Genomic DNA, 16938 nt, shown 5'->3' with positions numbered 1-16938 from the left:
CTCCGGGTATACCTTCACAAATGTGAAACCGGACCACAGCGAGGCAAGACATGACGACTCATGACGAGCAAGCGGGCCTGATCCTGCTGGTTGAAGACAACCGCCAGATCGCCGAGATGGTGGGCGAGTTCCTTGAAATGCGGGGTTATTCCGTCGATTACGCGGCCGACGGCGTGAGCGGGTTGCACCTGGCCGTATCCAACAGTTACGACGTGATCGTGCTGGACCTGATGCTGCCCGGGCTGGACGGCCTGGAGCTTTGCCGCAAGCTGCGCAAGGAGGCGAAGAAGTCCACGCCCGTGCTGATGCTCACCGCGCGCGACACCCTGGAAGACAAGCTGGTCGGCCTGGAGGCCGGCGCCGACGACTACCTGGTCAAGCCGTTCGAGGTGCGCGAACTGGTGGCGCGGCTGCGCGCGCTGATCCGCCGCGACCGCCGCCAGGTATCCACCGAAGTGCTCACCGTGGGCGACATGACGCTGGACACCGCCACGCTGCGGCTGACCCGCGAGGGCCAGGATCTGGTGGTGTCGCCGATCGGCCTGAAACTGCTCGCGATCCTGATGCGCGAATCGCCGCGCGTGGTCAGCCGGCGCGACATCGAGCGCGAGATCTGGGGCGACACGCTGCCCGATTCGGACACGCTGCGCTCGCACCTGTACAACTTGCGTCGCGTCATCGACAAACCCTTCGCACGACCTTTGCTACATACCATCCATTCCGCTGGCTACCGGCTGGCCGACCTGGAATCGGAAATGGCGTCGGCGCAGCAACCTGCGTGATGGCGAGGCGGCGAGGGCAATGAACAGCAGGGTGTCGAACGCGATCACATTCCGCACGGGAGCCTTCAAGCGACGCATCGCCTGGGTGTTCGGCTTGCAGTTCGTGGCCCTGCTGATCATCGGCGCGATGGGCATTTTCAACGTCGCGCCGTGGGAAGCGGTGATCGTGCTGATCCTCATCACCACCGTGCTGGCGTGCCTGGCCGCCCAGCACGAGTGGGTGCAGATCCGCTCGCTGGCGCGATTGATGGCCGGCTGGAACGATGCCCGGCCCGACCCGGAAGCGTTCCACCCGCAACGCCTGTCACGCCGCACGGATGCGGACGTGGCGTCGCTGGCGCGCGGCCTGCACGGCTTCGCCACGCGCATCGCCGGTTACGGTCAGCGCGAGCGCAACTTCACCCGCGACGCCAGCCACGAACTGCGCAGTCCGCTGACGGTGATCCGCATGTCGGTCGACATGCTGGTCGACGAGCAGGGCCTGAGCGATTTCGGCTCGCGCTCGGTGCGCCGGATCAAGCGTGCCTCGCGCGAACTGGAAATGCTGGTCGAGGCGCTGCTGGTGCTCGCACGCGATGCCGGCACGCCGGTGGATACCGAGCGCTTCGTGGTGAACGACGTGCTGCAGGGCGAACTTCAGGCCGCGCGCGAAATGCTCTGCGGCCGGCCGATCGAGTTGCGCCTGGAACAGCCGGCGACCTTTGCGCTGGACAGCTCGCCACGGGTGTTCTCGGTGCTGTGCTGGCAGCTTCTGCGCAATGCCTGCCAGCAGGCCGAGCGCGGCAGCGTGGTGGTCAGCGTCGAACCCGGCATGGTAAGCGTGCGCAACCTCGCCCCGGCGAAAGACGCTGGCGCTGGCGATGCCGATGCCGTTGCCGATGTCGATGCGGGCGCGCCCGGTGCCGATCGGCACGGATTCGAGCTGGCGATCGCGCGGCAGATCAGCGACCGCTTCGGCTGGCCGCTGGAGCTGCAGACGCATGCAGGAGGCGAAAGCATCGCGCGCATCCGTTTTCCCGACGCCCTGCCGGCGGGCGGGCAAAGCCCGAACGCGTAGGCGCCCGGCAACGCGCAACGCCCCGTCGTCGCGTGACGGGAGGCATCGCGCGCAAGCGCGCTCCTGCGCGAATCAGCCGGCTTGCAGCGCCGGCGCCACGGCGAACGCGCAGCCGGTCTTCGCCTTCACGTCGCCCAGGCTCACGCCGTCGTTGAGCTCGATCAGGGTCAGGCCCTTGCCCTTCTCCACCGAGAACACGCACAGGTCGGTGATGACGAGGTCCACGCATTCCTTGCCGGTGATCGGCAACTCGCATTGCTGCTTGATCTTCGGCGAGCCGTCCTTCGCGCAGTGCTCCATCAACACCACCACGCGGCGCACGCCGCTGACCAGGTCCATCGCGCCGCCCGGGCCCTTGACCATCTTGCCGGGTACCATCCAGTTGGCGAGATCGCCGGTGGCGGAGACTTCCATGCCGCCGAGGATCGACAGGTCGATGTGGCCGCCGCGGATCATCGCGAAGGAATCGGCGCTGGAGAAGAACGCCGAGCCGGGCAGGGTGGTGATGGTCTGCTTGCCGGCGTTGATCAGGTCGGGGTCGACCTGATCCTCGGTGGGGAACGGGCCGATGCCGAGCAGGCCGTTCTCCGACTGCAGCACCACGTTCACGCCGGCCGGGATGTGGTTGGCCACCAGGGTGGGGATGCCGATGCCGAGGTTCACGTAGTAACCGTCGCGCAATTCCTTCGCGGCGCGCTGTGCCATCGCGGTGCGCGTCGGGTTTTCCTTGCCGGTGTTGGCGCCGGCGAGGGTGCGGATCTCGATGCGCTTCTCGTACTTCTCGCCCTGCACGATGCGGTCGACGTAGATGCCCGGCACGTGGATGTTGTTCGGGTCCAGCTCGCCGACCGGCACCAGGTGCTCCACCTCGGCCACGCAGACCTTGCCGCAGGTGGCGATCATCGGGTTGAAATTGCGCGCCGTCTCGCGGAACACCAGGTTGCCCATCGCGTCGCCCTTCCACGCCTTGACGATGGACAGGTCGGCGGTGATGGATTCCTCCAGCACGTACTCCTTGCCGTTGAATACCTTGGTCTCCTTGCCCTCGGCCAGCTTGGTGCCGAACGCGGTGCGCGTGTAGAAGCCGGGGATGCCGGCGCCGCCGGCGCGCAGCTTCTCGGCCAGCGTGCCCTGCGGCGTCAGGTGCAGCTCCAGTTCGCCGGCCAGCGTCTGCCGCTCGAACTCCTTGTTCTCGCCCACGTACGAGGCGTACACGCGCTTGACCTGGTGGGTCTTGAGCAGCGGGCCCATGCCGAAATCGTCCACGCCGGCGTTGTTGCCCACGATGGTCAGGTCCCTGGTGCCCGCCTGCAGCAGGCCGCCGATCAGGTTCTCGGGGATGCCGCACAGGCCGAAACCGCCGGCGGCGATCGTCATGCCGTCGAACAACACGCCCTCAAGGGCTTTCGTCGCGCTCGGGTAAACCTTGTCCATTGCCGTGCCTTCCTCATGGAGAGTCAGCTGCCAAGGATACGACGGAATCGCGCCGGCCGGCCTTGTACCAAGGTCGCAGACAGGCAGGCACATGGCTTGACGCGAACAATTACGCATGTAAACATAGATTCACTTACACGCGTAAACGGTGACTCATGGCGATCAGCGAAGCCGAAGCGGTGGTGATGGACGTGCTCTGGCGCGAGGCCCCGCGCACGGCCGAGGAGATCCTGGCCGAGGTCGGGCCCTCGCAGGGCTGGCAGGAGGGCACGGTGAAGTCCCTGCTCAACCGCCTGCTGAAGAAAAAGGCCGTGCAGGCCGAACGCGACGGCCGCCGCTACCTCTACACGCCGCTGCTGGCGCGCGAGCAATACGTGCAGCAGGAGAGCAAGGGCCTGCTCGATCGTCTGTTCGGCGGCCGCGTGGCGCCCTTGGTGGCGCACTTCTCCGAGCAGCGCAAGCTGTCGAAGAAGGACATCGCCGAACTGCGCAAGCTGCTGAAGGAGCTCGACGATGAGCAGCATTGAATGGGCCGGGATCGACTGGTTTGGCCGCGGCTTGCTGCTGATCCTCGCTTTCACCGCCGCGGTGCTGTTGGTGGCCGCGCTGCGCCGGTCATGCCGTCGCCTGTTCGGCACCGAGCGCGCGTTCCAGCTGTGGTTGCTGGCGCCGCTGGCGCTATTGGCCAGCCAACTGCCGCATGCGGCCATCGCTCCGGTCGTGGTGTGGTCGCCGGTGATATCCGCGATCACCGCGGCCGCCGAGTTGCCGGTACAAACCACCGGGTCTGCTGTCATCGGCTGGCGCACATGGGTCGTGCTGCTGTGGCTGCTGGGCAGCGTGCTCAGCCTGCTGCTGGCGGCGCTCGCGCAATCGCGTTACCGGGCGCGGTTGCGTGGTGCCACCCGTATCGTTGACGAGCGCTCGCACTGGCCGATGCTGCGCGCGCCCGGCTCGGATATCGGGCCTGCCCTGGTCGGTGCCTGGCGCAGTCGCATCGTGCTCCCGGCCGATTTCGAATGTCGCTACGACCCCACCGAGCAGATGCTGATCCTCGCCCATGAAACTACCCACGCGCGCCGCCGCGATGGCTGGTGGTGCTTGCTGGCGCAACTCGTTGTCGCGTTGTTCTGGTTCCATCCTCTGGCCTGGTGGGCACTCGCCGCGTTACGCCATGACCAGGAACTGGCCTGCGATGCCGCGGTGTTGCGCGCGCATGGCACGCAGCGGCGCAGTTATGCGAATGCGATGTTGAAGACCCAGTCGGCCGCGCTCGCATTACCGGTGGGTTGCCCCTGGTCACCCCGTCATCCCATCACGGAGCGAATCGCCATGTTGAAACTGCAACAGCCTGATCTTTTCCGCCGGCGTGCCGGTGGCGTTCTTCTTGCCGTCCTCGCCATCGGCGTGGCCGGTGCCGTCTACGCCTCGACACCTTCGCCACAGGCAAATGTCGGCGGCGGCATCAGTGATCGCTACACGCTGAAGATCGACGTCGCCATGGCAGGCCATCCCGACTCGATGCATTTCATCCGCTGCCTGAAGCCGGGCGAATACGCCGAGCTGAGCGGAACCGACACCAGCAAGCTGTCGTGGCAGGGCCGTTTCGCGGTGTCGCCGGTGGCCAGCGGTCAACTGGAAATCAGTGCGGAGGTCGATACCCGTTTTGATCGCGGTGGCGGCAATGTGCGGACGCAGTCGGCCAAGCCGATCGTGCGGACCATGCCTGGCCAGCAGGCGAGCATCGTGTTCGGCCAGGTCGTTGACGGTGGCCCCCAGCAAAGTGGGAAGCTCGAAGACAACACCATCAACATCGCGCTCACGCCAAGCATGGGCTGCGATAGTGAATCGCTGTCTTCTGCCGCGGCTCAGCCGGGCACGATCAGTCTGAAACTCAAGAATGTTTCCGCGCGCGCTGCCGCCGAATATGTCGCGGCCAAGGCAGGGTTTGTACTGGTCAACCCGGAGGCGCTGGACGAGCGTCGGATGACTTTTGATTACGCCGAGATACCAGCCGCGGTAGCCCTCCATATGATCGGGATGATTGAAGGCAAGCAGGTGATGATTGAGGGCAAACAGTTGCGTTTCTTAGATAAGTGACCGATCAAGCTGGCTATACTCATCCGGTCATTAATCGGAGAGTGTCGTGAAGTCGCGCCATCTGCTTGTTGCCCTTGCTGTCTTCGGAATCACCGCCATGAGTCACGCCGCCGTTTCGCCCGTGCTGGTCATCCACGGCGGCGCCGGCGTGGTCGTGCGTGACATGACGCCGGCGAAGGAGCAGGCCGTGCGTGCGGCGATGACCCGGGCGCTGCAGCAGGGCCATGCCCGGCTCAAGGCCGGCGACAGCGCGCTGGACGCGGTGACTGCGGCGATCACCGTGCTGGAGGACGATCCGAACTTCAACGCGGGCAAGGGCGCGGTGTTCACCCATGACGGGAGAAACGAGCTCGACGCGGCGATCATGGATGGCGACACCTTGCGTGCCGGCGCGGTGGCGGGGGTCGAGCACGTGAAGAATCCGATCCTGCTGGCGCGCGCGGTGATGGAGCATTCGCCGCACGTGATGCTGTCCGGCGCCGGTGCGGAAGAGTTCGCCAAGGAGCAGGGCATCACCCTGGTCGATGCCGCGTATTTCCGCACCGATGCGCGCTGGCAGCAATTGCAGCGGGCGCTGAAGGAGGATGCGGCGAAGCAGCCGCATGCGGACGTCGAGACGGCCAAACACTTCGGCACGGTCGGTGCGGTGGCGCTGGACGCGCGCGGCCACCTGGCCGCCGGCACCTCCACCGGCGGCATGACCGACAAGCGCTGGGGCCGCATCGGCGATTCGCCGATCATCGGCGCCGGCACCTACGCCAACGAGAGCTGCGCGGTCTCCGGCACGGGCTGGGGCGAGTTCTACATCCGTGCCGTCGCGGCACATTCGATCTGCATGAAAGTGACCCAGATGCGCGTGCCGCTGAAACGCGCCGCCGCCGAGGTGATCAACCAGCAGATCCCGTCGATGGGCGGCAACGGCGGCGCCATCGCGCTGGACGCGGAGGGCCACATCGCGATCCCGTTCAACACCGACGGCATGTATCGTGGCTGGATCGGCGCCGACGGTGTGCCGCACGTGGCGATCTACGGCGACGAGGATGACGGCACCACGGAAATCCCGGAGCCGGTTCCCGCCGAGAGCGACGCCCAACCCTGACGCGCTGGGCGGACACCGTCCGCCGCTCCCGGCCGCGGTGCACGGAAGAGCCGGCGGGCAGCGCGAGTCCTACCTGATTTTGCGCATCTGCGCGGGAGTGAGTTCGCCGCTGATGCCCAGGCGACTGCCGTCGGCGCGAATCACCAGTACGCGCGGGGTCTCGCCGCCCCAGGTCGGATCGAGCAGGAAGTTGAGGCGCTCGGGCATGGCTTCGGCGTAGGCGCGATTCGGGAGGCCGTCCACTTTCATGTGCTGCAGCCGTGCCTCGATCGCCCGGCGGCGTTCGATGCTGTCGGTGGTGACGATCACCAGTTCGATGTCGCGCGGGTGGGCGCGCTGCAGTTTGGCCAGCGCCTCCAGATTGGGTTCGCAATAGGCACAGTCCAGCGCCCACAGCACGATGATCCGCTCGCCGTGCGTCGGCGGCTTCAGCAGCGCGGCGATGTCGCCGGCGGCCAGCGGTTGCAGCGTGCCGGCCATGGCCAGCACGGGGAACAACAGGGCCACGATCAGCACCAGTCGCTTCATGGCGTCACCCGGATCAGGCGAAAGCCTTGGGCCGTGTTCCATGCGACGAAGGCGTGGCCGTCCTTCTGCAACAACTGCGGCGAGCCGGCGGCGCCGGCGCTGCTCGCGATCTCGCGGGTAGCGTCGAAGTGTGCGCCGTTGTCGGTCGATCGGCGCAGCATCAGGCGATAGCCATCCGCATCGACCTGGTTCCAGGTCACCCAGACAGTGCGGCCATGCACTGCCACGTCGGCGTGGCTGGCGCCGGCCCCGGCGAGCTTCAGCAACTGCTGCGGCCGCTGGCCGGGATCGAGCTGGCCGTACCAGATCGCGGGGCCGTGGCCGGCCTCGTACCACACCGCGTGACGCACGCCGTCGGCGCCGACGCCCAAGCCCGGACCATGGTGCGGGCAGCCGGCGATGTGCCAGTCGCTGAAGGTCGCACGCTCGACATGGGGTGCACGGCCGTCGGTGTGCAGCACGGCAAACGCGTGGTCGCGGATGTTGTCGCCATAAATGCCGCGGAAGAACGCGGCGACCTCGCCGTCGGGCATGCGCGCCAGCGCGATGCGGCAGCATTCGCAACTCTGGTCGACCAGCTTGCGTTCCGGCACGAAGCTCTTGCCGCCATCGTCGGACCAGCTGTAGTACACCGCGGCACCTTCGTACGGCCGGCCGGCTGCCTTTGCGGCCTCGAGATCACGCTTGTCGATCCAGGCGACCACGATGCGGCCGTGGCCATCCACGGCCAGCGCATCGAAGCGATGGGTGATCTCGGCGCGGTCGTGGTGCACGGTGATCGGCGTGCTGAAGTGTTCGCCGCCGTCCACCGAACGGGCGAACCGCACGAAGCCGGTCCACGGCGCGGCGCGCGGCTGCGACCAGCTCACGTAGAGCTCGTCGTGCGGACCGAAGGCGATCTTCGGCCGGTTCTCGCCTTCGCTGTAGATGCGTTCGGCGACCGCGTTCACCGGCATCGGCGCGCTCAGCGTGCGGCCGTCGTCGTCGGAGTGGCGCAGCCGCACGAGGCCATCGGCCGCGTCCACGACGTACAGGCCGCCATGGCTGTCGAACGCCGCGCTGGCGCCCAGCGCGGGGCTTTTCGGCATCTCCATGTGCATGCCGTCGTGGGCGAAGGCGACGGGCGAGAGCAGGCAGAGCAGGGCGATCAGCAGGTGGCGCATGGAGTGTTCCTCGGGTTTTCGGCCTTGCTTCCCCTGCCCGCAAGGGGAGGTCGGTAGGGGATGTCACAACTCCCAGCGCAGCTCGCCGAACCAGGTACGACCGGCGTAGGGATGGTAGACCCAGTAATGTGTATTGCCGATGTTGTCCACGCCCAGCGCGGCAGTCCAGGCCGGCGCGAACTTCCAGCGCAGCTTTGCGTCGGCGACGGTGAAACGGCTCACCGCGCCGTAGCTGTCGACGTGGTCGCTGTTGTCCAGGCTGCCGTACTGGCGGCCGGAGTGGCGGATGCCCAGCGAGGCGTCCCACTGTGGTGCGAAGCGGTAATCCGCGAACACGCTGACGCGCAGCTTCGGGATGCGCGGGAATACCTTGCCCTCGGCCAGCGGGTACTGGCGATCGCGCAGCGTGCGGGCATCGTTGAAGGCGAGGCTGGCGGACAGGTCGAGCCCGTCGAGCCAGACGTCGTGGAAGTCGAACGCGCCTTCTATGCCGCGTCCGCGCATGCGGTCGATGTTCTGCACGCTGGTCACGCTGGGGCTGACGGTGATGTCGGTCTGCGTGTACAGCGAATCGGCGATCAGGTCCTGGTACAGCGAGACGCGCCAGTGGCCGTTGCCCGTGTGGCGGGTCAGGGTGAGGTCGGTGGAGCGGTCGACTTCCGGCGCGAGCGCGGGATTGTTGTTGACGATGGCGCCGGCCGAGATGCTGCCCTGGAACAGTTCGGACACGGTGGGGTAGCGCACCGCCTTGCCCCAGGCCAGTCGCAGCTCCCAGTCCTGTGCGAAGTCCCAGGTCAGCGCAGCCTTGGGCGAGAAATCGGTGCGCTTGCGGTCGGCGTAGCGCAGCGTGTCGACGGCGTTGGCGAGCACGCCGCGGTAGGCGCGCCATTGCTCCAGGCGACCGCCGAGGGTCAGCGTCCAGGTGTCGGTGAAGCTCCACACGTCCTGCAGGTAGGCGGCGCGGGTCTGGGTGCGGCCGGCGTAGACGCTGCGCAATGCTCCGTCGGCGCCGCTGCGCCAGTCGCTGGCATCGCGCACGCGCGTCGTCAGCACGTAGCGGTCGCCGTGCACGCCGGCGTACAACAGGTGGCGCTCGCCGAGCGGGCCGGAGCTGCGCAGGTCGAACGTGTCCCAGCCCGAACCATCCTTGCTCGCCACGGTGCCGGGGCCGCCGCGTGGCGTGCCGGGCTCGGCCAGGCTGGCGCTGTGCAGTCGCGAATGCCGGAAATCGTAGTGGCTGGCGACGGCGGTCCAGCGCCAGTCGTTGTCCAGCGTGCCGTTCAACTCGAGCCCGTACAGCAGGTGGGTGTCGCGCGCATTCGACGGCGCCAGGCCGCTGGCGGGCAAGGTCCAGGTTTTGCCGGCCGCGTCGATCACGCCGCCGCTGACCAGGGTGCCGTCGGCATCGCGGATCAGGCTGCGGGTGCGATCCTCGGCGCGGTTGTGCCACCAGCCCACGGTGGCCAGCGCCGCGACATGCTCGCCGAGGTCGAAGCCGAGCTTCAGCTTGGCCTGGTCCTGCACGGTGTGCTCGATGCTGTTGGCGCCGTAGACCAGCCGCGGCGAACCGTTCGGGTTGCGGTCGGCGGTGGCACCGGTCACCGGCACCGCGAGCGCCGGATCGCCGCCGGCCCGGGCGGTGGCGTACTGCATCGGTTGGCCGTGGTTGTCGAGGCGGCTGTATTCCAGCAGCCAGCTGAAACGCCCCCGCTTGTCGCCCAGGGTGAACGCGGCCTGGTGGCCGTCGTAGTGGTCGCCGGCGCCGTAATCGTCGGCATAGTCCTGGCTGAAGAACCTCGCGTCGACGCTGGCGGTGAACTGCTGCGGCAGCACGGTGTGGATCAGCACCGTGGTGCCCAGCGAGTTGCTCGGATACAGCGCGGAATACGGTCCGTACAGGATGTCGACCGCGCCGATCTCGCCGGGCGCGACCATGCCCCAGCGCGGTGCGCCATCCCAGCCGTTGGTCATCAGGTTGGAGAGCAGCAGCCCGTCGGCATAGACCAGGCTGCGCGCGCTCTGCAGGGTGCCGGCGTTGCGGCCGCTGATGACGGCGTTCGGATCGCCGATGTAGCGCTTGCGCACCTGCATGTTCGGCACGTACTTCAGTGCATCGGCGCTGTCGGTGCCGTTCTGCCGCTGCAGTTGCAGGCGCGTCACGCGCACCTGCACGGCAGGCGTCTCGGTGACCATGGTGTCGCTGGCGTGTACCGAGACCGGCGACAGCGTCACCGGGTGGGTGGGATCGGAGGCCAGCGCGGGGCTGGCACACAACACGAGCGCAAGTGCGCAAAAGCCGGAGGGGAGGCGTTTCAAAGTGAAACTCTGGATGGGGGTCCAAGGTTCAATCATAGTCCGCTGCACGCGGTGCGACAGACGGCAACTTGTCGCAGCATGGAGCGTGCATGGGATGCGCGCGGCACCAAAAGGTGCCGGCGCCGAACCTCACTCCTCGCCGGGGCGCTCGCGCACCGGGTGCTTGCCGAGCTTGCGCTGCAGCGTGCGGCGGTGCATGCCGAGCCGGCGCGCGGTCTCGGAAATGTTGCCGTCGCATTCGGTGAGCACGCGCTGGATGTGCTCCCACTCGAGCCGGCGCAGGGCCAGGGGTTGTTCGGGGGCGTCCGGCGGCTCGTTGTCTTCGGGCGCGGCGGCATCGCCGTCGAGCAGGGCGCGCACCACCGCGTCGGCGTCCACCGGCTTGGCGAGGTAGTCGTGCGCACCTCGCTTGATCGCCTCCACCGCGGTGGCGATCGAGGCATAGCCGGTCAGCAGCAGCACGCGCAGGTCCGGCACCAGGGTATGCAGCTCGGGGATCAGTCGCAGGCCGTTCTCCTCGCCGAGTTTCAGGTCCAGCACGCAGTAGCGCGGGCGATGGCGGCGGGTCAGCGCGCGTGCCTCGTCGAAATTGCTGGCGGTGATGACCTCGAAGCCGCGCGAGCCGAGCGCGCGGGCCAGCACGCGCAGGAACGTGGCGTCGTCGTCGACCAGCAGCAAGGGGCGCACCGGATCGGCAAGGGGCGACTCGGTCATGGTTCGGTTTCCTTCACTCGGGCAGGCGTCCATTCTTGCCGGAAGCGGCGCCGGTTGCACGCCTGGCGCGTCAGCGCCCGGTATCGACCGGTTCGGCGATCACCGCCAGCGGCAGCCGCAGGCACATCTCGGCGCCCTGTTCGACGTTGCGCGCCACCAGTTCGCCGCTCAGGCGCTCGGCCGTGGCCTCGGCCAGCGCCAGGCCGATGCCGAGCCCGCTCTGCTTGCGCGAATAGCCGAGCCGGGTCAGTTCGTCGGCGGTGTCGAAACCCGGGCCGCGGTCGGACACGCTCAGCTCCAGCCAGCGGTCGTCGCGGGTGATGCGCAGCGACACTGCATTGGAGCCGTTGGCCGCCGAGGCGTCGGCGGCATTGTTGAGCAGGTTGATCAGCGCATGGCGCAGCCCGGCCGGCGTGCGCAGCACCAGCGCCGCCAGCGTCTCGTCGAGGCTCAGGGCAAGCTCCGCTTCGGGCCGCAACAGCTGGAAGCGCTCCAGGCAACCGTGGATGAACTTGTCCACGCGGATGCGCTCGGGGTCCTGCGACAGCTGCGCCTTGCCGAAGGCGATCATCTCGCGCAGGATCGTGCGGCAGCGATCCACCTGGTCCTCCAGCAGCGCCAGATCCTCGTCCAGCAGCGGGTTGCCGGCGTGTTCGCGGCGCAGCTCCGGCAGCAGCGTGCGCATGGTCGACAGCGGCGTGTTCAGCTCATGCGCGGCCCCGGCCGCCTGGGTGGCGATGGCCAGGATGCCCTCGCCGCGCAACGCGCGTTCGCGCACGCGCTGCACCTCTTTCTGCTGCTCGCGCAGCACCCGCGCCAGGCGGCTGATGAAGAAGCTGAGCAGCAGCGCCATGATGACGAAGTTCACGCCCATCCCCGCCACGTGCAGCGAGAACCGCCCGGGCGCGCTGCCATGCGGGGGCAGCGGCAACGGAACATGCGCGTAGAGCAGGATCACGTAGGCCACGCCGGCCAGCGCCGACACCGCCAGCACCGAGCGCCCGGGCAACGCCGCCGCGGTGAGCGCGATCGGCACCAGCAGCAGGGTGATGAACGGGTTGCTGGCGCCGCCGGTGAAATACAGCAGGTAACCCAGCACCAGCGTGTCGAACGCGATGTGACAGACCGCTTCCCACTCGCGCAGCGGCCACGGTTGCGCCAGCCGCCAGGCGGCAAACACGGCGAACACCGCCAGCACGCCGATGCCCAGCAGCAGCGGCAGCAGCGGGATCTGCAGATCCATCCACCATGCGCATACCAGCACCGCGGTGCTCTGGCCGGCGATCGCGCACAGCCGCAGCCACGCCAGCGCGCGGGTCAGTGCGTGGGGTCCTACCTGTCGGATGACGATCTGCTGTGGCATGGCAGGCAATGTGTTGCGCGGTGTCGCGACCCGCCGGGTCGGCGGGTCGCCTGATCGCCGCCGGGCTTACTGCTCCGAACCGATCGTCGGCAGCGGCGCCGGGTTGTTGTGCGCGTGATGCTGTGCCGACAGCTTGCGCATCAGCGGCAGCACGGCCAGCGCGATCACGGTGCAGGCGATGCCGGCCCAGCCCAGCTTGCTGAACAGGCTGGTGTAGATCGGCATGGTCTGCAGCGGGTCGGTGATGTTCTCCGGAATGCTGGCGAAGTTGGCCACGATGCCGCCCAGGTACTGCGACACGCCCGAGGCGACGAAGTACGCGCCCATCATGAAGCCGCCCATGCGCTCGGGCACGTAGCGCGCGATCATCGCCAGGCCCAGGCCGCTGACCAGCAGCTCGCCCAGCGACGAGGCGCCGTAGCCCCACACCATCACCCACGAGCTGGTCTTGCCATCCACCGCGAAGTGCGCGGCCCAACTGTAGATGAAGAAGCCCAGCGCCACCGCGGCGAAGCCGAGCGCGAACTTGGTGGCGATGGAGATGTCCTTGCCGCTGCGCCCGGCGGCGTTGTAGAGCAGCGCCAGGATCGGGCTCAGGATGAAGATCCAGATCGGGTTGAACGACTGGAACTGCGCCGGCGCCCAGTTCCACAGGTGGACGCCGAACACGTCGAAGCTCGGGTTCACGTTGCGCAGCGCGAACAGGTTCAGCGAGGTCGACATCTGCTGGTAGAAGATGAAGAAGAACACCGTCTGCACGGTGAGCACCAGCGCGGCGATCAGGCCGGCGCGCTCGGAGCGCTCGCTGGTGCCGATCAGCCAGGCGAAGATGCCCAGCACCACCGCGGCGGCCACATAGACGAAGATGCGCGCCACTTCTTCATGGGCCAGCACGTAGGCCGAGGCGAACACGGTCAGCACGCCGACGCCCAGCACGGCCAGCAGCTTGCCCACGTGCATCGGCTGTTCGTCCGGCGCCGAACCGACGTGGTTCAGCGTGTGGCGCATCACCAGGTAGTTGGCCAGGCCCACCAGCAGGCCGAACGAGCACACCGCGAACGCGGCATGCCAGCCCAGCTCGTTGCCGTAGTGCAGGTTCACGTAATCCTTGATCCACGGCGTGAGCAGCATCGAGAACGTCGAGCCGATGTTCACCGCCATGTAGTAGATGGTGAACGCGCTGTCGATCTTGGAGTCGTCGCCCTCGTAGATCTTGCGCACCAGGTTGCCGGCGTTCGGCTTGAACAGGCCGTTGCCGACCACGATCACGCCCAGCGAGCAATACAGGAACCAGACGCTTTCGGTCGGTACGGCCATCAGCCCGTAGCCGACCGCCAGGATGGTGGCGCCCAGCAGCATGGTGCGCCGCGTGCCGAGGATCTTGTCGCCCACCCAGCCGCCGATCGCCGGTGCCACGTAGATCAGCGCCGCCGCGGCGCTCCACACCAGGTTGGCCTGCTCATCGGGGAAGCCCAGGCGCTGGACCATGTAGTAGACGATGAGCGCCTGCATACCGTAGTAGCCGAAGCGCTCCCACATTTCGATCAGGAAGACGGTGCTGAAGGACTTCGTCTGCGAGACGGCTGGGTTCTGGGTGGCCATGTTTTCCCCGGGCATTGGTTCAAATCCTGGTGGCGTGCGCGCACGCACCGGTGCCGCTGGACCCTGAACGGATCACAACCGAGCAAGGGTAGCGCATCCCCCCAAAGGTCATAGCTGCACCGCCGCATGACAATTCGTGCGCTGCGTGCTTGCGCTGTGTGCGCCCGATGGGGCGGAGGAACGGCTGTGGCATCATGGCGTGCCCGCGTTCCGCGGCGCGACAGGAGCCCGTTCGCCATGCCCCAGGCAAGCTTTCCCCGGACCGCGCGCGTCCGCGTTTCCTCCCGCACCGGCGCCGCGTCGCCGGTGTCGGCCTGAAGCGGAGGCGCAGCATGCCGGCCGAGGGTTTTCGGGGTCCGCGCCAGGTCTGGAACGCGTTTCGCTGGTCGATGAAGGGGCTGCGCGCCGCCTGGCGCCACGAGGCCTCGTTTCGGCTGGAGGCGATGCTGGCGGTGGTGCTGATTCCGCTCGGCCTGTGGCTGGGCGAGGGTGGCGTGGAAAAGCTCCTGCTTGTCCTCGCGCCGCTGCTGGTGCTGTCGGCGGAGCTGCTCAATTCGGCGATCGAGGCAGTGGTGGACAAGGTCAGCCCCGATTTCAACGAGCTGGCCGGCCGCGCCAAGGACATGGGTTCGGCGGCCGTGTTCGTGCTGCTGGTGCTGGTGGCGTTGAGCTGGGGCCTGATCCTGCTGCCGCGCTGGTTTTAGCTCCCGGTCGTGCTCATTGCGCCGGGACAGGCCGGATGCTGCAATGCAGATCCGTCCGCTCAGGAGCGATGCCATGAAAATCTTGCGTACCTTGATGATTCTGCTGCTGGTCGGCTTGATGTCCGGCTGCGGCTACAACGCCATGCAGCGTCAGGACGAGGCGGTCAAGGCAGCCTGGTCCGAAGTGCTGAACCAGTACCAGCGCCGCGCCGACCTGGTGCCGAACCTGGTCAACACGGTCAAGGGCTATGCCCAGCACGAGGAGAAGGTCTTCGTGGAGGTGACCAACGCGCGCGCCAAGGTGGGCAGCCTGCAGGTCAACGCCGACACCATCAACGATCCGCAGAAGCTGCAGCAGTTCCAGGCCGCACAAGGCGAGCTGGGCAGCGCGTTGTCGCGGCTGATGGTGGTCAGCGAAAACTATCCGCAGCTGAAGGCCGACGGCCTGTTCCAGAACCTGCAGGCGCAGCTGGAAGGCACCGAGAACCGCGTCACCGTGGCGCGCAACCGCTACGTGCAGGCGGTGCAGCAGTACAACGCGATGATCCGCACCTTCCCCAACAACATGACCGCCAAGATGTTCGGCTACAAGGTCAAGCCGAACTTCAGCGTGGACAACGAGAAGGCCATCTCCACCGCGCCCAGGGTGGATTTCGGCACCAGTGCGCCAGCGCCCGCGACCTCGGTGCACTGAAGTGATCCGCCGCCTGCTGCCGCTGCTGCCGCTGCTGGCGTTGCTGCTGTGCCTGCCGGCGGCGCTGCAGGCGGCGGCGGTGCCGCAACTGGCGCGGCACGTCACCGATCTCACCGGCACGCTCAACGCGGCCCAGGTCGACCAGCTCGACGCGCAACTGGTGGCGCTGGAAAAGGCCAAGGGTGCGCAACTGGTGGTGCTGATGGTGGGCAGCACCGGCGAGCAGCCGATCGAGGAGTACTCGCTGGCGGTCGCCGAAGCCAACAAGATCGGCCGCAAGGGCACCGATGACGGCGTCCTGCTGCTCGTCGCCAAGAACGACCGGCGCGTGCGCATCGAGGTCGGTTATGGCCTGGAGGGCGCGATCCCCGACGCCGCGAACGCGCGCATCATCCGCGAGTACATCGCGCCGAAGTTCCGCACGGGCGACTATTTCGGCGGCATCCACGACGCCGTCGGCGCGCTGACCCAGCTGATTGACGGCGAGCCATTGCCGCCACCGGTGGAAGGGGCGCCGCGCGAGGATCGCGGCCTCGGGCTGCAAGGCATGTTGATGATCGCGTTGTTCGCCGCGATCTTCCTGCGCGGCGTGCTGGGCCGGGCGCATGCGCTGGTACGGGTGCCGCTGGGCGGCGCGCTGATTGGCGGCCTGTTGTGGCTGCTGGTTTCCGTCGGCGCCGGCGTGCTCGGCGCGGTGGTGGGCGGCATCGTGATGCTGCTGCCTTCCGGCGGCGGGCGCTCGATCGGCGGTGGCGGCTGGGGCGGTTTCGGTGGCTTCGGCGGCGGCGGCTTCGGCGGCGGAGGTTTCGGCGGCGGAGGTTTCAGCGGAGGCGGCGGCAGCTTCGGCGGCGGCGGTGCCTCGGGGAGCTGGTGACATGACGCGCATGCAACGAGTGCTGGCAAACACGTTCGAGGGCTGGTTCCAGCTGCGGCGGCGTTTTCCCGCCAGCTTGCTGGACGAGATCACGGCTGCCATCGCCGCCGGCGAACGCGGTCACCACGGCGAAGTGCGCGTGGCCATCGAATCGCGACTCCACCCGCTGGCCGTACTGGGCGGACTTGACGCAGCCATCCGCGCGCGCCAGCTGTTCAGCCAGCTGCGCGTGTGGGACACCGAGCACAGCAGCGGCGTGCTGCTGTACGTGCTGCTGGCCGAGCATCGCATCGAGATCGTTGCCGACCGCGGCATTGCCGCACGCGTGTCACCGGCGGCATGGGCCGGCATCTGCACCACCATGCGCAACCACTACGCAAACGGCGAATGGCGCGAAGGCAGCCTGGGCGGCATCGCCGCCACCCACGCCCTGCTGCTGCAGCACTTTCCCGCCCACGACAAGGCCAATCCCGACGAGCTGCCGGATCGGCCGGTGTTGCTGTGAACG

16 protein-coding genes are annotated in these 16938 nt (G+C 67.7%); 9 read left to right on the top strand and 7 right to left on the bottom strand.

What is annotated here, in order from left to right; translation table 11 throughout:
- The first annotated feature begins 50 nt into the window (after positions 1-50).
- Entirely contained in the window at positions 51-782 is a 732-nt protein-coding gene (locus tag ACVCMG_RS05620; RefSeq protein ID WP_395117047.1) for a response regulator transcription factor, read from the top strand.
- Positions 783-801: 19 nt separating this feature from the next.
- Positions 802-1839 carry a sensor histidine kinase gene (locus tag ACVCMG_RS05615; RefSeq protein ID WP_447105771.1) on the top strand — a complete coding sequence of 346 codons (1038 nt, stop codon included), beginning with the start codon at positions 802-804 and terminating at the stop codon, positions 1837-1839.
- Between the two features lie 72 nt (positions 1840-1911).
- Here ACVCMG_RS05615 and ACVCMG_RS05610 read toward each other — a convergent pair whose 3' ends face one another.
- Complete coding sequence (locus ACVCMG_RS05610) at positions 1912-3273, bottom strand: 3-oxoacid CoA-transferase subunit B (RefSeq protein ID WP_447099411.1); 1362 nt, start codon at positions 3271-3273, stop codon at positions 1912-1914.
- A 155-nt stretch (positions 3274-3428) separates the two neighbouring features.
- Here ACVCMG_RS05610 and ACVCMG_RS05605 point away from each other — a divergent pair, with 155 nt between their 5' ends.
- From ACVCMG_RS05605 to ACVCMG_RS05595, 3 genes are all read left to right on the top strand, one after another.
- The gene (locus ACVCMG_RS05605) at positions 3429-3800 is read left to right on the top strand and encodes a BlaI/MecI/CopY family transcriptional regulator (protein ID WP_447115079.1); all 372 of its coding nucleotides are present in this window, start codon (positions 3429-3431) and stop codon (positions 3798-3800) included.
- Positions 3787-5373 carry a M56 family metallopeptidase gene (locus tag ACVCMG_RS05600; protein ID WP_447115078.1) on the top strand — a complete coding sequence of 529 codons (1587 nt, stop codon included), beginning with the start codon at positions 3787-3789 and terminating at the stop codon, positions 5371-5373. Before ACVCMG_RS05605 ends, ACVCMG_RS05600 begins: the two co-directional genes overlap by 14 nt.
- A 97-nt stretch (positions 5374-5470) precedes the next feature.
- Positions 5471-6472, top strand: a complete 1002-nt coding sequence (locus ACVCMG_RS05595) for an isoaspartyl peptidase/L-asparaginase family protein (RefSeq protein WP_395117055.1) — start codon at positions 5471-5473, stop codon at positions 6470-6472.
- A gap of 69 nt (positions 6473-6541) precedes the next feature.
- Here ACVCMG_RS05595 and ACVCMG_RS05590 read toward each other — a convergent pair whose 3' ends face one another.
- The 6 genes from ACVCMG_RS05590 to ACVCMG_RS05565 all read right to left on the bottom strand — a co-directional run bounded on the left by ACVCMG_RS05590 (position 6542) and on the right by ACVCMG_RS05565 (position 14158).
- On the bottom strand, positions 6542-7000 hold the full coding sequence (locus ACVCMG_RS05590) for a hypothetical protein (protein WP_447115077.1): 459 nt from the start codon (positions 6998-7000) through the stop codon (positions 6542-6544).
- On the bottom strand, positions 6997-8163 hold the full coding sequence (locus ACVCMG_RS05585; RefSeq protein ID WP_447115076.1) for a sialidase family protein: 1167 nt from the start codon (positions 8161-8163) through the stop codon (positions 6997-6999). Before ACVCMG_RS05585 ends, ACVCMG_RS05590 begins: the two co-directional genes overlap by 4 nt.
- 63 nt (positions 8164-8226) lie before the next feature.
- Positions 8227-10515 (bottom strand): TonB-dependent receptor, encoded by a 2289-nt coding sequence (locus ACVCMG_RS05580; protein WP_447115075.1) that lies wholly within the window; start codon positions 10513-10515, stop codon positions 8227-8229.
- 93 nt (positions 10516-10608) lie between these two features.
- Positions 10609-11193: a response regulator transcription factor gene (locus ACVCMG_RS05575; RefSeq protein WP_395117065.1), complete on the bottom strand. Its 585-nt coding sequence runs from the start codon at positions 11191-11193 to the stop codon at positions 10609-10611.
- A 70-nt stretch (positions 11194-11263) separates the two neighbouring features.
- Entirely contained in the window at positions 11264-12556 is a 1293-nt protein-coding gene (locus ACVCMG_RS05570; protein WP_395117067.1) for an ATP-binding protein, read from the bottom strand.
- 66 nt (positions 12557-12622) lie between these two features.
- The gene (locus tag ACVCMG_RS05565) at positions 12623-14158 is read right to left on the bottom strand and encodes a peptide MFS transporter (RefSeq protein WP_395117069.1); all 1536 of its coding nucleotides are present in this window, start codon (positions 14156-14158) and stop codon (positions 12623-12625) included.
- Positions 14159-14490: 332 nt separating this feature from the next.
- Between ACVCMG_RS05565 and ACVCMG_RS05560 the strand changes: the two genes are divergently transcribed.
- The 4 genes from ACVCMG_RS05560 to ACVCMG_RS05545 all read left to right on the top strand — a co-directional run bounded on the left by ACVCMG_RS05560 (position 14491) and on the right by ACVCMG_RS05545 (position 16935).
- Entirely contained in the window at positions 14491-14862 is a 372-nt protein-coding gene (locus ACVCMG_RS05560) for a diacylglycerol kinase (RefSeq protein WP_395117071.1), read from the top strand.
- A gap of 73 nt (positions 14863-14935) precedes the next feature.
- Positions 14936-15556 carry a LemA family protein gene (locus ACVCMG_RS05555; protein WP_395117073.1) on the top strand — a complete coding sequence of 207 codons (621 nt, stop codon included), beginning with the start codon at positions 14936-14938 and terminating at the stop codon, positions 15554-15556.
- A 4-nt stretch (positions 15557-15560) separates the two neighbouring features.
- Complete coding sequence (locus ACVCMG_RS05550) at positions 15561-16430, top strand: TPM domain-containing protein (RefSeq protein WP_395121352.1); 870 nt, start codon at positions 15561-15563, stop codon at positions 16428-16430.
- Position 16431: 1 nt separating this feature from the next.
- The gene (locus ACVCMG_RS05545) at positions 16432-16935 is read left to right on the top strand and encodes a TPM domain-containing protein (RefSeq protein WP_447115074.1); all 504 of its coding nucleotides are present in this window, start codon (positions 16432-16434) and stop codon (positions 16933-16935) included.
- Positions 16936-16938 lie beyond the last annotated feature (3 nt).

Source organism: Rhodanobacter sp. UC4451_H18, from assembly GCF_052978225.1.
The sequence above is the reverse complement of the archived record's forward strand: the minus strand, read 5'-3'. Positions and strand labels throughout refer to the sequence as shown.

What these genes read in the sequence shown, in the direction of transcription:
- ACVCMG_RS05610 (WP_447099411.1), bottom strand. Translation starts at nt 3,273, where the DNA reads ATGGACAAGGTTTACCCGAGCGCGACGAAAGCCCTTGAGGGCGTGTTG.
- ACVCMG_RS05585 (WP_447115076.1), bottom strand. Translation starts at nt 8,163, where the DNA reads ATGCGCCACCTGCTGATCGCCCTGCTCTGCCTGCTCTCGCCCGTCGCC.
- ACVCMG_RS05545 (WP_447115074.1), top strand. Translation starts at nt 16,432, where the DNA reads ATGACGCGCATGCAACGAGTGCTGGCAAACACGTTCGAGGGCTGGTTC.
- ACVCMG_RS05560 (WP_395117071.1), top strand. Translation starts at nt 14,491, where the DNA reads ATGCCGGCCGAGGGTTTTCGGGGTCCGCGCCAGGTCTGGAACGCGTTT.
- ACVCMG_RS05575 (WP_395117065.1), bottom strand. Translation starts at nt 11,193, where the DNA reads ATGACCGAGTCGCCCCTTGCCGATCCGGTGCGCCCCTTGCTGCTGGTC.
- ACVCMG_RS05605 (WP_447115079.1), top strand. Translation starts at nt 3,429, where the DNA reads ATGGCGATCAGCGAAGCCGAAGCGGTGGTGATGGACGTGCTCTGGCGC.
- ACVCMG_RS05595 (WP_395117055.1), top strand. Translation starts at nt 5,471, where the DNA reads ATGAGTCACGCCGCCGTTTCGCCCGTGCTGGTCATCCACGGCGGCGCC.
- ACVCMG_RS05590 (WP_447115077.1), bottom strand. Translation starts at nt 7,000, where the DNA reads ATGAAGCGACTGGTGCTGATCGTGGCCCTGTTGTTCCCCGTGCTGGCC.
- ACVCMG_RS05620 (WP_395117047.1), top strand. Translation starts at nt 51, where the DNA reads ATGACGACTCATGACGAGCAAGCGGGCCTGATCCTGCTGGTTGAAGAC.
- ACVCMG_RS05565 (WP_395117069.1), bottom strand. Translation starts at nt 14,158, where the DNA reads ATGGCCACCCAGAACCCAGCCGTCTCGCAGACGAAGTCCTTCAGCACC.
- ACVCMG_RS05615 (WP_447105771.1), top strand. Translation starts at nt 802, where the DNA reads ATGAACAGCAGGGTGTCGAACGCGATCACATTCCGCACGGGAGCCTTC.
- ACVCMG_RS05600 (WP_447115078.1), top strand. Translation starts at nt 3,787, where the DNA reads ATGAGCAGCATTGAATGGGCCGGGATCGACTGGTTTGGCCGCGGCTTG.
- ACVCMG_RS05570 (WP_395117067.1), bottom strand. Translation starts at nt 12,556, where the DNA reads ATGCCACAGCAGATCGTCATCCGACAGGTAGGACCCCACGCACTGACC.
- ACVCMG_RS05580 (WP_447115075.1), bottom strand. Translation starts at nt 10,515, where the DNA reads ATGATTGAACCTTGGACCCCCATCCAGAGTTTCACTTTGAAACGCCTC.
- ACVCMG_RS05555 (WP_395117073.1), top strand. Translation starts at nt 14,936, where the DNA reads ATGAAAATCTTGCGTACCTTGATGATTCTGCTGCTGGTCGGCTTGATG.